Origin of the sequence: Patulibacter sp. SYSU D01012 (genome assembly GCF_017916475.1) — a bacterium.
In the GTDB taxonomy this organism is placed as follows: domain Bacteria; phylum Actinomycetota; class Thermoleophilia; order Solirubrobacterales; family Solirubrobacteraceae; genus Patulibacter.
The window spans coordinates 1,050,860-1,064,317 of record NZ_JAFMTB010000001.1 but is presented as its reverse complement, the minus strand read 5'-3'; the positions used below and the strand labels follow the sequence as shown (position 1 = coordinate 1,064,317).

The following is a 13,458-nucleotide window of genomic DNA, read 5'->3' as shown; positions in this document are numbered from 1 at the left end:
GGCGGCAGTCCGAGCACCGAGCCGTCGCGGGCCGGGCGCCCGCCCGGCCGTCCAGGACGCGTCATCCGATCCGAGGCCCCCGTGCTCGCTCTCCTCACCACCGCCGACACCGAGATCCTCGCGGCGGCGGCCGCCCTCGACGACCTGCCGGAGGACTTCCCGGCCGTCCGCTGCGCGAATCCCGCGCAGGCCGGCGACCCCGCTGCGCTCGTCGACGACCTCGACGGCGCGCGCGTCGTCCTGATCCGCCTGCTCGGCGGCCGCCGCGCGTGGGAGGCCGGCTTCGACCTGCTGCACGCCCGCTGCGTCGAGCGCGGCGTGCCGCTGGTCGCCCTGGGCGGCGAGGCCGAGCTCGACGCCGAGCTGGCGGCCCGCTCGACCGTCGCGCCCGGCGTCGTCGCCCAGGCCCACGAGTACCTGCGCCACGGCGGCGTCGAGAACACCGCCTCGCTGCTGCGGTTCCTGGGCGACACCCTGCTGCTGCGCGGCGACGGGTTCGAGCCGCCGCAGGCGCTGCCCGACCACAGCGCGTGGGACCCCGAGCGCGGGGACCTGCCGGTGGACGCGGCGCTCGCCGCCGCCCGCGAGCGCGTCGGGGCCGAGGCGGCCGGCCGGCCCGTCGTCGGCATCGTCTTCTACCGCTCGCACCGCACGTCGGGCAACACCGGCTTCGTGGCCGCGATCGCCGAGGCCGTGGCCGCCGAGGGCGGGATCCCGCTGCCCGTCTGGTGCGCGTCCCTGCGCCCCGCGCCCGACGGCCGCATCGCCGCCTTGGACCTGCTCACCCGCGACGACGGCACACCGCGCGTCGACGCCCTGCTGACGACGGTGCTCGCGTCGGGCGGGGCGAACGCCGGCGACGCGACCGCGGCGGCCGACGACGCGGCGGACGACGGCCGCACCGACGCCTGGCAGGTGTGGGACGTCGCGCGCCTGGAGGAGCTGGGCGTGCCGGTGATCCAGGCCGCCGCGGCGACCCAGCCGCGGGAGCGCTGGCTGGCCAACCCCGCCGGCCTGACCCCGCTCGACGTCGCGATGCAGGTGGCGATCCCCGAGTTCGACGGTCGCGTGCTCGGCGGCGTCGTCTCGTTCAAGGAGCGCGAGGCGGCGCCGGGCGGCCGCGACGTCGGCACGCCCGTCATGCGCTACGTCGCCGACCCGGGCCGCGCGCGGCGCGTCGCCGGCCTGGCCGTCCGCCACGCCCGACTGCGGACGCTGCCCGCGGCGGAGCGCCGCGTCGCGATCGTCCTGTCGAGCTCGCCGACGAAGCACTCCCGGATCGGCAACGCCGTCGGCCTGGACACCCCGGCGTCCGCCGTCATGCTGCTGCGCGCCTTGCGCGCGGACGGGCAGGCGATCGACGCCTCCCCCGTGCCCGAGCTGCAGGCCGCGGTCGTGGCCGAGACGATCACGCCCGAGGAGGCGACCGCCGCCGGCGAGGCGCTCATCCACGCGCTCGTGCGCCGTGGCGGCCACGACCCCGAGCTGCTCACCGACGACCAGCTCGCCGCCAACCCCTACCGGCTGCCGGGCGCCGACTACGCCGCGTGGTTCGCCTCGCTGCCCGAGGGCCTGCGGAACCTGGTCGAGCGCGACCACGGGCCGGGGTACGTGGACGGTCGGTGGGTCGCCGGAGGGCGCGCGGGGATCGAGCCGCAGTACACGTTCGAGGGCGACATGGTGGTCGCCGGCCTCGAGCTCGGCAGCGTCTTCTTCGCGATCCAGCCGCCGCGCGCGACGAGCGAGGAGGACGCCGCGGCGCTCTCCCACGACGCCGAGCGCGCCGCGCCGCACCACTACTTCGCCGTCTACCGCTGGCTCGAGGCGGTGTGGGGCGCCGACGCGATGGTCCACCTGGGCAAGCACGGCACGCTCGAGTGGCTGCCGGGCAAGTCGATCGGCCTGTCCGCGGACGACCACCCGGACGCGATCCTCGGCTCGACGCCGCTCGTCTACCCCTTCGTCGTCAACGACCCCGGCGAGGGCGTGCAGTCCAAGCGCCGGGTGCACGCGACGATCGTCGACCACCTCGTCCCCCCGATGATGCGCGCGGAGACGTACGACGAGCTGCAGGAGCTCGAGCACCTGCTCGACGAGTACGTGCGCATCGAGGCGCTCGACCCCGAGAAGCTGCCCGCCCTGGCGCGGCGCATCTGGGAGGTCGTGCAGTCCGCCGACCTGCACCACGACCTGGGCCTGCACGACGAGGACGTCGCGGGCTTCGAGGACACCGGCGCCGGGGCGGACGCCGCCGAGCTGCAGCACCGCCTGGAGCACCTGGTCTCCGACATCGACACGTACCTGTGCTCGATCAAGGACCTGCAGGTGCGCGACGGCCTGCACGTGCTGGGCCGCGCGCCCGAGGAGGAGCAGCTGCGCGGGCTGGCCGTGGCGATCATGCGCCTGGGCTCCGGCGACCTGCCCGGGCTGCGCGTCGTCGTCGGCCGCGCCTTCGGGCTGGACGAGGACGCGCTCGTGCGCGCCGGCGGCATCCGCCTGCCCGCCGCGGCCGCCGACGGCCTGCCGGCCGCGGACGACCCCGACCTGGCGGCGCTCGCCGACCGCTTCCCCGGTCCCGCGGCCACGGCCGGCGACGTCGTCGACCGCCTCGACGCCGCCCAGCGGACGCTGATCGACGCCCTCGGCGACGCCGGGTGGACGACGGACGCCGCCGCGGTCCGCGACCTGACGCAGCGCGTCCTGGGGCGCGGGCACGCGGAGACGGAGCGGGTGCTGCGCTACGCCGCCGGCGAGGTCGTCCCGCGCATCCGGCGCTCGTCCGAGGAGCTCGACCACGTCGTCGGCGCGCTGAACGGCCGCTACGTGCCGTCCGGCCCGTCCGGCTCGCCCACCCGCGGCCGCCTGGACGTGCTGCCGACGGGCCGCAACTTCTACGGGGTCGATCCGAAGGCCCTGCCGTCCGAGCTGTCGTGGGAGACGGGCCGCCGCCTGGCCGAGGACCTCGTCCGCCGCCACGTGGAGGAGGAGGGCCGCGCGCCCGAGCAGATCGGCATCGTCGTCTGGGGCACGGCGAACATGCGCACCCACGGCGACGACATCGCCGAGATCTTCGCGCTGCTCGGCGTCGAGCCGGTGTGGCACCGCGAGACGCGCCGCGTGACGTCGCTGCGGGTGATCCCGCTCGAGGAGCTGGGCCGCCCGCGCGTCGACGTCACGGTCCGCATCTCGGGCTTCTTCCGCGACGCGTTCCCGCAGCTCATCGCCCTGATCGACGAGGCGGTCGCGACCGTCGCGGCGCTCGACGAGCCCGACGAGGAGAACTTCGTCGCCAAGCACGTGCGCGAGGACGAGGCGCGGCTGCTCGCCGAGCTGCTGGAGCAGGACGCGACGGGCGGCGCGTCGGCCCGCGGCCAGGCCCGCCGGCGCGCGACCACCCGCATCTTCGGCAGCAAGCCCGGCACGTACGGCGCGGGCCTGCTCGAGCTCGTCGACAACCGCTCGTGGCACGACCAGGGCGACCTGGCCGCGGTCTACGAGGCGTGGGGCGGCTACGCGTACGGCAAGGGCCTGGACGGCGCCGAGGCGCACGCCTCGATGCGCGAGCAGTTCGGCCGCATCGAGGTCGCGGTGAAGAACCTCGACACTCGCGAGCACGACATCTTCGACTCGGACGGGTACTTCCAGTACCACGGGGGCATGGTCGCGATGGTCCGCGCGATCACGGGCCAGGAGCCGAAGGCGTGGCTCGGCGACTCCGCCGACCCGACCACCGTCGAGACGCGCACCCTGAGCGAGGAGGCCCGCCGGGTCGTCCGCTCCCGCGTCCTCAACCCGCGCTGGGTGGCCGGGATGATCCGCCACGGCTACAAGGGCGCGATGGAGCTCTCCGTCACCGTCGACTACCTCTTCGGCTACGACGCGACGGCCGGCGTGGTCGAGGACTGGATGTACGAGAAGGTCACGGAGCGCTACGTCGAGGACCCCGACGTGCAGGCCTTCCTGCGGCAGTCGTCCCCGTGGGCGCTGCGCTCGATCGCCGAGCGCCTGCTCGAGGCGGCCGACCGCGGCCTGTGGGCGGCGCCGGACGAGGCGCGGCTCGAGGCGCTGCGGGACACGCTGCTCGAGGTCGAGGGCGAGGTCGAGGAGGCAGGACAGGCATGAGCCGGCGCGAGCGCATCCAGGCCGAGGTTCGCGAGACGTTCGCGCCGGGCCCCGACGGCGGCCCGCCGCCGTCCGGCCCGGGCGGGCTGCTGTTCGAGGCCCTGATCGCCTTCCTGCTCGTCGGCGGCGCCTGGCGGCTGATCGCGACGGACTCGTGGGTGCAGGCGGCGATCGTCGGCGCGGTCGTGGCCGCCGTCGTCACCGCCTACAACGCCGTGGTGCGCCCGCGGCTGGGCGCCGCCGGGCGTCCGCCGCGACGCGGCGGACGCTGACCCGCGGGGCGCCGGTCGCTCGGCGCCCTCCCGACGCCCGGCGGTCCCCGGGCGCGGCGGGCCGACCCGGAGGCCTCGCCCGGCCCGACCGGGTCCGGGCGCCCCGGCCGAGCCCCTAGGGCCGGATGCCGCGCACCGCGATCTCGGCGTGCAGGCGGCGGGCGGCGTCGGGGTCGGACGAGCGGCGGGCGGCGTAGTCGACCGCGCAGACGAGGTGCCGGAGCGCCTCCGCGGTCACCTCGGGGCGGAGCTCGCCGGCGGCGACGGCCGCCGCCCGCAGCGTCTCGAGGAGCGCGAGCAGCGGCGCGACGTCGCCCGCCGCCCCGTCGGCGGGGCCGCCGTCGCCGACGACCTCCAGCAGCTCGCGGTGGGCCCCGAACGTCGCGACCGCCACGCGGAACGCCTCCTCCAGCGCCCCGGGCCGAAACCCGTCCGCGAGCCGCTCGATCGCCCCGCGCAGCGCGTCGAGGTGCGGGGCGGCCAGCGCCGCCAGCAGCGCCAGGCGGGACGGGAAGTTGCGGTACACCGTCCCGACGCCGACGCCGGCCTCGGCGGCGATCACGTTGAGCGGCAGCTCCTCGTCCCCCGCGTCGAAGCGGCGACGCGCGACGTCGAGGATCCGGGCGCGGTTCTGCCGCGCGTCGCGTCGCTGGCCCGAGGTCACGCCCGCAGCATAGAGGCAAGTCGATGCACCATCCGCTTCTGGTAGCGTCCGAAGCGGATAGGTCATCGACTTAGGGGGAACGGTGCGGCGCGATCAGCAGCCGAAGGTGGCGGTCGTCACGGGGGCCAGCTCGGGGATCGGCGCGGCGGCCGCGCGGCAGCTCGCGGCGCGCGGCTACGCCGTCGCGGTCGTCGGACGGTCGCCGGAGCGGACGCGTGCGGTCGCGGACGAGGTCGGGGGCACGCCGTACCTGGCGGACTTCGCGTCGGCCGCCAGCGTCCGGGAGCTCGCGGCGCGCCTGCGGGACGACCTGCCGCGCGTCGACGTGCTCGCCAACAACGCCGGGGCGCTCTTCGCCGACCGGGCGCTGACCGCCGACGGCCACGAGCGCACCTGGCAGGTCAACGTGCTCGCCCCGGCGCTCCTCACCGCGCTGCTCCTGCCCACGCTGGAGGCGACGGACGCCGCCCGCGTGGTGTTCACGGCCAGCAACGCGCACGCCCGGGCCGCGCTCGACCCCGAGGACCTGGAGGGGCGCACGCGCCGCTACGGGATGATGGCGGCGTACGCGCGGGCGAAGCTCGGCACGCTCCTGCTCGCCACCCGGCTGGCCGCGCGGACCCGCCCCGAGACCGTCGCGGTCGCGGCCTTCCACCCCGGGTTCACGACCAGCGAGGCGTTCCGCGACCGCCCGGCGCTGCGGCGGCTGCTGCACACCCGGCTCGGACGGGCGATCGGCGTGTCGGCGGACGACGGCGCCCGACCGCTCGTCCACCTGGCGACCGCGCCGGACGCGGCCGCGGTGCACGGGGCCTTCTACGACCGGATGACCCCGAAGCCCCAGCGGCACCGGCAGCTCGCCGACCCCCGCGTCGCGGCCGCGTTCGACGAGGCCGTCGCGACGTTCTCGGCGGGCGGGCGTCACTCGCCCGGGGCGACCCCGGCGTAGCGCAGCGCCAGGTCCGCGAGCGGATGCGGCGGCGGGTCCGTCGACGCGACGTAGGCCGCCCACGCCGCCTCGCCGCGGGCCCGGAACGCCGCCTCGACGCGGGCCGCGTAGCCGCGGCGGACGACGGCGCGCCCCCGGGCCGCGGCGGCCGCGGCGGCCTCGCGGGCGCGCGGGGTGGCCGTGTAGATCCACGCGGCCCCGCCCAGCGCCGGCGTGCAGCGGTCCGCGACGTCGACGCGGACGTAGCGGCGCTCGCGGCGGTCGGTGCGCGCCAGGCCGTCCGCGTCCACCGGCAGCGCCAGCGCGTTCAGCGGCGGGCCGACCTCGTCCACCTCGTCCGCGGAGAGCGTGGCCACGCAGACGTCGGGCCGGGTGCCGGCCGGGTCGACGTAGTGCTTGTCGTCGTTCTCGGGCGCGCGGTTCTCCATCCCCGCCGCCCACGTCCGGCGCAGGCCCGGCACGAGCACCGGCACGGCCCGCCCCACGGCGGCGAGCCGGCGCACGAGCGGGTCCGCCGGGTCGACGAGGCTGCCGTAGGCGAGGACCCAGCCCGCGTCGCTCATGCCCCGGCGTCGCCCAGCGGCGCGTCGGCCCGGGGGCCGCGGGCCCAGAGCACGGCGTCGTCCGTCCCGGAGCGGACCGCGCGCCCCTCGTCCTCGAGCAGCTCGAGGGACGCCAGCAGGGCCGCCAGACGGGTCAGCGCCAGCGCACGCCCCGGCGCGCCGCGCCACGCCCCGAGGCCGACCTGCCAGGTCGACGCCGGCGCGTCGGTCAGCGCGGCGAGCGCGCGCTCCGTGCGCCGCCGGTAGGCGCCGAGCCGGTCGGCGACGAGCGCCGCGGGATCGGCGATCGGCGGGCCGTGCCCCGGCAGCAGCAGCGGCACGCCGTCGTGCAGCGTCGCGTCGAGCGCGTCGAGGTACGCGCGGGCCGGCCGCGCGCCCGGGGCGAGCATCGACCCGAGGACCGGGGTCAGCGGCGCGGCGCGGAACAGGTGGTCGCCGACGAACGCCACGCCCGCGGCGGCGTCCGTCAGCAGCGTGTCGGTGGGGCTGTGTCCGGGGCGGTGGCGGGCCGTCAGCCGCAGGCCACCGGCGGCCACGACGTCGCCGTCGGCGATCTCGGTCACGGCGGACGCCGCCGGCAGCGCGGCGAGCACCGGCAGCGACGCCCGCGTGCGCTCCAGGACCTCGTCGGGCGCGCCGTGCCGGGCCACGTGCCCGCCGGCCCAGGCCACCTCGCGGCCGAACGCCGTGCCCGGGTCGCGCAGGACCGCGGCGACGGGCGCCAGGGCCACGAGCTCGGCGCCCGTGCGCGCCGCGATCGCCGCCGCCAGGCCGATGTGGTCGGCGTGGTGGTGGGTCAGGACGACGCGCTGGACGTCGTCGAGCGCCGCGCCCGCGGCGGCCAGTCCGGCCCGGAGCGCCTCGAGCGCCCCGGGCAACGGCATGCCCGCGTCGACGAGCGTCGTCGGCCCGTCCCCGCGGACGAGGTGCACGTTGACCCCGTCGGGCAGCCCCGGCACCGGCAGCGCGATCCGCACGACGCCCGGGGCCGCGTCCTCGACGACGAGCGGGGCCGCCTCCCCGCCGGGGTCCGCTCCTGCCGACACGGCGCGCGGGCCTCAGGCGTCCGGGCCGCCGCCGTCGGTCACGCCGTCGAAGCGCCGCTCGAACACCCGCCAGCGCTTGATCACGTGGCCGTTCATCGCCTGCAGGCTCTTGTTCATCGCCTTGTTGCCCTCGAGGATCCAGCCGGCCTCGCCGTGGCTCAGCGGGGAGCGCTCGGCGGTGTCGTAGTGCGCCTCGTACAGCGCGGCGCCGACGCCGGCCGTCATGTGCTCGGGCTTCACGCCGAGGAAGCCGACGCGCAGCTGGTCCGTGATCTGGTGTCGGCGCAGGAACCACCACCAGCCCAGCGGCAGCAGCCGGCCCTTCATCCGCTTGAGGACCTGGTTGATGTCCATGACGGTGATCGCCATGCCGACCGTCTCGCCGTCCTTCTCCGCGACCATGAAGAAGCCGGGGCTGCGGACGAGTCGCAGCTCGAGCGCGTACGCGTCCAGGTCGGCCTTGCCGTACGGCACGAACCCCCAGTTCTGCGACCACGCGGCGTTGTAGACCTCGGCGAAGGCGTCGAGCTCGCGGCGCAGGTGCCGGCGCGACATCTCGCGGATCGTGATGCCCCCGGACTCGCGGGCGCGGCGCGCCATGCGGAAGAGCGCCGGACGCACCTTCGACCGGTCCGCGACGTCGAGCCACCACGAGAGCAGGTCGACGGCCTTCGCCATCCCCGCCGCCTCGAGCCGCTCCGCGTAGTACGGCGGCTGCCACGGCTGCCGGATCAGCGGCTCGTGCTCGAAGCCCTCGACGAGCACGCCGCTCTCGTCGTTCATCGAGAAGTCCATCGGGCCGACCATGCGGTCGCAGCCGCGGGCCCGCAGCCACGCCTCGGCCGTGCCCAGCAGCGCGTCGGCGACCTCCTGGTCGTCCTCGAGCTCGAAGAAGCCGAACATCCCCCAGCGGCTGCCGTGGAAGGCGTTGAACGCGTCGTCCACCTGCGCCGTGATGCGCCCGACGACCCGGCCGTCGCGCAGCGCGAGGAAGTACGCGCCGCGCCCGTGGGTGAAGAACGCGTTGAGCGCCTGCGTCAGGAACACCCAGCGCTCCAGGCGCAGCGGCGGGATCCACGGCGTGCCGGCGTGCAGCCGGTACGGCAGGTCGATGAAGCGGCGCAGGTCCGCGAGGGAGCGCACGCGGCGCACCTCGACGGCGGCGGGCGCGATGGGGCGTGGGCGGCGGGGCATCGGCGGTGGGCTGCGGGGCGCGGTCGGCCCGCACAGGCCCCGCCACGCTACCCGACGAGGCCTCGCGGGCCCGGGCTCAGGCCGCGTCCTCGGCGGCGGCGATCGCGGTGTTCGCGCGCGAGCTCAGCCACGAGAACGCCGCCAGGCTGGTGTCGTTGACCGCGCCGATCGTGCCGACCGACGCGGTGACGCGCGCGGCCGCGGGGGACGCCGCGTGCAGGCCGACCAGCCCCAGACCGACCCACGAGCCGGTGCACCGCGTGCAGGAGAGCAGCTCGCCGATCGCGTAGCGCATGCCCCGCCCCCGGGGCCGCCGCCGCCCCTGCTCGGGCTCGTGCACGAACGGCCGCCGCAGCCACGCCTCGACCTTCTGCTCGGTCAGCACGCGGGTGAAGGTGAAGGTCGCCAGCCCGAGCGGCAGCAGGTCGGCCCCGCGCGGCACGCTGCCGCGGCGCCGGGCCGCCGCCGCCACGCCGGACAGGGCCGCGGCGTACACGCCCGAGATGAGCGCGTAGTTCGCCGGGCGCGTCGGCGTCTCGTCGATCGTCTTCATCGCCGGCCCGGGTACCCGCAGCGCCGCCGTCTATGCCGACTTCGGGCGCTTGTCGCGGTCCGGGGCGTCGCGCTCGGGGATCTGCAGCTCGCGCTCGGCGCCGGGCACGCCCTCCTCGATCTGCGTCGTGCGCTCGCGCTCGGCGTTGAGCTGGTGGCCCAGGAGGATCGCGACGTTCGTCAGCCACAGCCAGACCAGGAAGACCACCACGCCGCCGAGGGTGCCGTACGTCTTGTCGTACGAGCCGAAGTTGGCGACGTAGAAGGCGAAGATCAGCGAGCCGACGACCCAGACGACCACCGCGAGCGCCGAGCCGGGCGTGACGAACCTGAAGCCGGGGAGCTTGGCGTTCGGCGACGCCCAGTAGAGGACCGAGACGATGAGCATCACGATCACGAGCAGGATCGGCCACTTCGCGATCTTGAAGACGCTCACGAACGTGTCGGACAGGCCGAGCGCGCTGCCGACCGCGTCGGCGAGCGGGCCGGAGACGACGACGGCGAGCGCGCCGACCACCACGAGCAGCAGCATCACGAGCGTGACGAGCATCTGCAGCGGGCGCAGCTTCCAGATCGGCCGGCCCTCGTCGACCTCGTAGATCACGTTCGACACGCGCATGAACGCGCCGATGTAGCCCGACGCCGACCAGAGCGCCGAGACGATGCCGACGACGAGCATCACGCCCGAGGTGCCGCGCTGCGACGTGATCGACCGGATGGGCTCGGCGAACGTGTCGGCCGCGGAGGACGGCCCGAGCTGCGCGACGACGTCCTGGATCGCCTGAGTGGTCTTCGCGGGGTCGGCGAAGAGGCCGACAAGCGAGACGAGCGCGATCAGGGCGGGGAACAGCGACAGGACGCCGTAGTACGTCAGCGCCGCGGCCTGGTCGGTCAGGCGGTCCTCCTGGAACTCGCTCCAGGTGCGGCGGAGGGTGGGCAGCAGCCCGGTCTCCCGGGTATGGCCCGTGCGCTCGATCTGGGTCATGGGGCGCGGCTACCCCGGCCCCCGCGGCGGTAACCCGCGGCGCGGCGCCGAGCGGTCCGGGTCCGCGGGCGGGCGACGCGACCCGCTGCGCGGCGAGGGACCCGCCCGGCCTACTCGATCGTCGAGAGCAGGAACGCCCCGGCGAAGCCGATCACCGTCAGCAGCCCGACGGTGCGCCCGCCGTGCTCGAACGCCTCGGGCATCATCGTGTCGGCCAGCATCGTCAGGATCGCGCCGGCGGCGAAGGCCTGGATGAACGCCTTCGCGTCGGCGGACGCGCCGCCGAGCAGGCCGTAGCCGAGCGCGGCGGCGAGCGCCGAGAGCAGCGCGACGCCGAGCCACAGCCCCATGATCCAGCGGACGGAGCGGCCGGCGGTGCGCAGGCCCGCCGCGGCCGACATCGACTCGGGGACGTTCGACAGGAAGACCGCGGCGACGACCGCGGCGCTGACGCCCTGGCCGCCGAGCAGCGAGATGCCGATCGCCATCGACTCGGGGACGCCGTCGAGCATCGCGCCGACGACGATCGCCGCGCCCGAGCCGCCGCTCTGCTCGCCGCCGGAGCGCTTGCGGTGCTCGCCGCCCCGCCGGTCGACGACCCAGTCGCCGGCGAAGAACGCCAGGGCTCCGGCCGCGAGGCCGATCGCGACGGCGTCCGTGCCGCCCTGGTCGAACGCCTCGGCGGTGAGCTCGAACGCGAGGGCGCTGATGAGCACGCCGGACCCGAACGCCATCACCAGCCCGATGAGGCGCTGCCGGGCGCCCAGGCGCAGCCCGAGGACGGCGCCGACGAGCAGCGCGAACCCGCCGACGAACCCCCAGAAGGCCGCCTCGAGCACGCGCTACAGCTGGTGCGGCGGCAGCGCGCCGTGCTCCAGGCCGACGACGGGCGGCGCGGGCCGCAGGTCCGTCAGCACGTCGAGCACGGGGTCGGCGGCCACGGGGGACGCCTGCGCCGCCTGGGGCTGGCGGGGGCCGCCGTCGGCGCGCCGTGAGCGGCCGGGCCCGACGAGCAGCCGGCAGCCCGAGCACCGGACGGGACGCTGGGGGAACGGATGCGGGGCGTCCTTGCGGAGCAGCTGCCGGCAGTGCGGGCAGTACGCGTGGTCGTCGAGCATGGGAGCCCCGGCTACCCGTCCTCGCGGCGCCGAAACGGCCGCGCGCCGCGCGTGCGTCACCGCGCGGCGGCCGGCGCGGGCGCGGACGCGGACGCCCCGTCGGCGTCGTCGGCGCCGGTGGCGACGGGACGGCGTCCCCGGATGACCACCATCTCCTCCTGCTCCTCCTCGCCCGGGCCCAGCACGCCGCGGCGGCGCAGCTCGGCGACCCGAGCGGCCATGAGCGGCCCGTACTCCCCGGTCTCGGCGTGGACGATCGAGACCTCCAGGCCGCCGTCGGCCAGCGCCCGACGCGTCTCGGCGATGCCCGCGACGTTGGAGTGGATCAGCAGGATCGACCCGCCGGGCCGCAGGCGTCCGGGAGCGTCGGCGCAGATCCGGTCCAGCACCGCGCGACCGTCGCGGCCGGCGTCCCACGCCCGCGCCGGGCCGCTCGTCGGGAGCGCGTCGTCGTCCGCCGGCAGGTACGGCGGGTTCGAGGTGATCAGGTCGAAGTCGCCGTCGACGGCGGCGAACAGGTCGCCGCGCCGGGCGTCGACCCGCGCCCCGTTCAGCCGGGCGTTGAGCCGCGCCGTCCACACCGCCCGCCGGGACACGTCCACGGCATGGGCCTCGGCGCCCTTCTGCGCCGCGCTGACCGCGATGACGCCGCTGCCCGTGCACAGGTCCAGGACGCGGTCGCCGGGGGCGATCTCGGGCCGCACGAGCCGCGCGAGCAGCCAGGAGTCCGACCGGGGCCGGAAGACGCCGGGGAGCGTGACGATGCGCATGACGGGGTACCTACCCGCCATGTCGATCGCCACACCCCGCCGCTCGGCGCTGGCCGCGGAGCTGCGCGAGACGTTCTCCGCCCCCGGGGACGCGCTCGTCGGGGTGGAGGAGGAGCTGATGCTCCTGGACCCGGAGACGCTCGACCTGACGCCGCGCGCGGCCGACGTGCTGGCGGCCGGCGCGGAGGACGAGCGCCTGCGGCTGGAGATGCCCGCGGCGCAGATCGAGGTGGTGCTGCCGCCGGCCCCGACGGTCGACGCCGCCGCGGCGGCGCTCGGCGCCGCCCGCGCGGACCTGGCGTCCCGCGCCGACGGGCTGGCCGTGCTCGCCGGGGCGGGCACGCACCCGTTCACCGCCGCGGAGGGCGTCCTGAACCCGCACCCCCGGTACGCCGAGATGGTGCGCGACTTCGGCGCCACGGCGCGGCGCCAGCTCGTCTTCGGCCTGCACGCGCACGTCTGCGTGCGCGGCCCCGAGCGCGTCGTGGCGGTGCACGACGCCCTGCGGTCGTACCTGCCCGACGTCGCCGCGCTCGCCGCGAACGCCCCGTTCGCGGACGGCCGCGACGCGGGGATGGCGTCGGTCCGGCCGGGCATCTCCGAGCTGCTGCCCCGCCAGGGGGTGCCGCCGGCGCTCGGCGACCTGGACGGCCTGGCGGCCGCGCTGGAGTGGGGTGCGGCGTCGGGCCGGGTGCCCGGACCGCACCGCTGGTGGTGGCAGCTGCGGCTGCACCCGACGCACGGCACGATCGAGGTGCGCGTCGCCGACGCGCAGGCCACGGTCGCCGACGCCCGCGCCGTCGTCGCGCTGATCCGCGCGCTCGTCCACCGCCTGGCCGAGCGCCACGACGCGGGCGAGACGCTGCCCGTGGCCCCCACGTGGCGCATCGAGGAGAACGCCTGGGTCGCGGCGCGCGACGGCCTGGACGCGCGCCTGGCGGACCTGCGCACCGGCGAGGTGCGCCCCGTCGCCGACCGCCTGCGCGCCCTCGTCCAGGACCTGGGGCCGACGGCCGAGCGGCTGGGCGACGGCGGCGCGCTCGCGGCCGCCGAGACGCTGATCGCCGACGGCGGCGGGGCCGCCCGCCAGCGCGCCGCCGCGGGCGGGGACGGGCGCGCCGCCGCCGCGTTCCTGGCCGAGCGCTTCCTCGCCGGCTGACGCGCGCGGCCCGCGGCCGCCCCGTCCCCGCGCCGCCGGCGACCGCCGCCCCCGCGCGCGGCGC

Annotated in this window: 13 protein-coding genes; 4 read left to right on the top strand and 9 right to left on the bottom strand. The window is 77.0% G+C overall.

Annotated elements, in window-relative coordinates:
• Nucleotides 1–63: 63 nt before the first annotated feature.
• Both cobN and J3P29_RS04720 read left to right on the top strand, forming a co-directional pair.
• Nucleotides 64–4,122 (top strand): cobaltochelatase subunit CobN, encoded by a 4,059-nt coding sequence (gene cobN / locus J3P29_RS04725; RefSeq protein ID WP_349239806.1) that lies wholly within the window; start codon nt 64–66, stop codon nt 4,120–4,122.
• The gene (locus J3P29_RS04720) at nt 4,119–4,394 is read left to right on the top strand and encodes a hypothetical protein (protein ID WP_210491878.1); all 276 of its coding nucleotides are present in this window, start codon (nt 4,119–4,121) and stop codon (nt 4,392–4,394) included. The genes cobN and J3P29_RS04720 overlap by 4 nt, the downstream gene beginning before the upstream one ends.
• 115 nt (nt 4,395–4,509) lie before the next feature.
• Here the strand turns inward: J3P29_RS04720 and J3P29_RS04715 are convergent, their stop codons facing one another.
• Nucleotides 4,510–5,058 (bottom strand): TetR family transcriptional regulator, encoded by a 549-nt coding sequence (locus J3P29_RS04715; protein ID WP_210491877.1) that lies wholly within the window; start codon nt 5,056–5,058, stop codon nt 4,510–4,512.
• An 82-nt stretch (nt 5,059–5,140) separates the two neighbouring features.
• Here J3P29_RS04715 and J3P29_RS04710 point away from each other — a divergent pair, with 82 nt between their 5' ends.
• On the top strand, nt 5,141–6,007 hold the full coding sequence (locus J3P29_RS04710; RefSeq protein ID WP_210491876.1) for an SDR family NAD(P)-dependent oxidoreductase: 867 nt from the start codon (nt 5,141–5,143) through the stop codon (nt 6,005–6,007).
• On the opposite strand, the gene J3P29_RS04705 is transcribed toward J3P29_RS04710, so the two are convergent.
• From J3P29_RS04705 to J3P29_RS04670, 8 genes are all read right to left on the bottom strand, one after another.
• The gene (locus J3P29_RS04705) at nt 5,980–6,570 is read right to left on the bottom strand and encodes a hypothetical protein (RefSeq protein ID WP_210491875.1); all 591 of its coding nucleotides are present in this window, start codon (nt 6,568–6,570) and stop codon (nt 5,980–5,982) included. The two genes, J3P29_RS04710 and J3P29_RS04705, sit on opposite strands and share 28 nt — an antisense overlap.
• Nucleotides 6,567–7,616 (bottom strand): MBL fold metallo-hydrolase, encoded by a 1,050-nt coding sequence (locus tag J3P29_RS04700; protein WP_210491874.1) that lies wholly within the window; start codon nt 7,614–7,616, stop codon nt 6,567–6,569. The genes J3P29_RS04705 and J3P29_RS04700 overlap by 4 nt, the downstream gene beginning before the upstream one ends.
• A 12-nt stretch (nt 7,617–7,628) precedes the next feature.
• Nucleotides 7,629–8,810: a hypothetical protein gene (locus J3P29_RS04695; protein WP_210491873.1), complete on the bottom strand. Its 1,182-nt coding sequence runs from the start codon at nt 8,808–8,810 to the stop codon at nt 7,629–7,631.
• A 76-nt stretch (nt 8,811–8,886) separates the two neighbouring features.
• The gene (locus tag J3P29_RS04690) at nt 8,887–9,363 is read right to left on the bottom strand and encodes a DUF1360 domain-containing protein (protein WP_210491872.1); all 477 of its coding nucleotides are present in this window, start codon (nt 9,361–9,363) and stop codon (nt 8,887–8,889) included.
• A 30-nt stretch (nt 9,364–9,393) separates the two neighbouring features.
• A complete protein-coding gene (locus J3P29_RS04685; RefSeq protein ID WP_210491871.1) occupies nt 9,394–10,347 on the bottom strand; it encodes a YihY/virulence factor BrkB family protein in 954 nt (317 codons plus the stop codon).
• Nucleotides 10,348–10,457: 110 nt separating this feature from the next.
• Nucleotides 10,458–11,186 (bottom strand): hypothetical protein, encoded by a 729-nt coding sequence (locus J3P29_RS04680; protein ID WP_210491870.1) that lies wholly within the window; start codon nt 11,184–11,186, stop codon nt 10,458–10,460.
• 3 nt (nt 11,187–11,189) lie between these two features.
• Nucleotides 11,190–11,465 carry a hypothetical protein gene (locus J3P29_RS04675; RefSeq protein WP_210491869.1) on the bottom strand — a complete coding sequence of 92 codons (276 nt, stop codon included), beginning with the start codon at nt 11,463–11,465 and terminating at the stop codon, nt 11,190–11,192.
• 56 nt (nt 11,466–11,521) lie between these two features.
• Entirely contained in the window at nt 11,522–12,235 is a 714-nt protein-coding gene (locus J3P29_RS04670) for a HemK2/MTQ2 family protein methyltransferase (RefSeq protein WP_210491868.1), read from the bottom strand.
• Nucleotides 12,236–12,254: 19 nt separating this feature from the next.
• Between J3P29_RS04670 and J3P29_RS04665 the strand changes: the two genes are divergently transcribed.
• Nucleotides 12,255–13,394: a YbdK family carboxylate-amine ligase gene (locus tag J3P29_RS04665; protein ID WP_210491867.1), complete on the top strand. Its 1,140-nt coding sequence runs from the start codon at nt 12,255–12,257 to the stop codon at nt 13,392–13,394.
• Nucleotides 13,395–13,458: the final 64 nt, after the last annotated feature.

Bases quoted from the DNA above. Each gene is read 5' to 3' on its own strand.
- J3P29_RS04720 (WP_210491878.1), top strand. From the start codon at position 4,119: ATGAGCCGGCGCGAGCGCATCCAGGCCGAGGTTCGCGAGACGTTCGCG.
- J3P29_RS04705 (WP_210491875.1), bottom strand. From the start codon at position 6,570: ATGAGCGACGCGGGCTGGGTCCTCGCCTACGGCAGCCTCGTCGACCCG.
- J3P29_RS04695 (WP_210491873.1), bottom strand. From the start codon at position 8,810: ATGCCCCGCCGCCCACGCCCCATCGCGCCCGCCGCCGTCGAGGTGCGC.
- J3P29_RS04690 (WP_210491872.1), bottom strand. From the start codon at position 9,363: ATGAAGACGATCGACGAGACGCCGACGCGCCCGGCGAACTACGCGCTC.
- J3P29_RS04685 (WP_210491871.1), bottom strand. From the start codon at position 10,347: ATGACCCAGATCGAGCGCACGGGCCATACCCGGGAGACCGGGCTGCTG.
- J3P29_RS04675 (WP_210491869.1), bottom strand. From the start codon at position 11,465: ATGCTCGACGACCACGCGTACTGCCCGCACTGCCGGCAGCTGCTCCGC.
- J3P29_RS04670 (WP_210491868.1), bottom strand. From the start codon at position 12,235: ATGCGCATCGTCACGCTCCCCGGCGTCTTCCGGCCCCGGTCGGACTCC.
- J3P29_RS04665 (WP_210491867.1), top strand. From the start codon at position 12,255: ATGTCGATCGCCACACCCCGCCGCTCGGCGCTGGCCGCGGAGCTGCGC.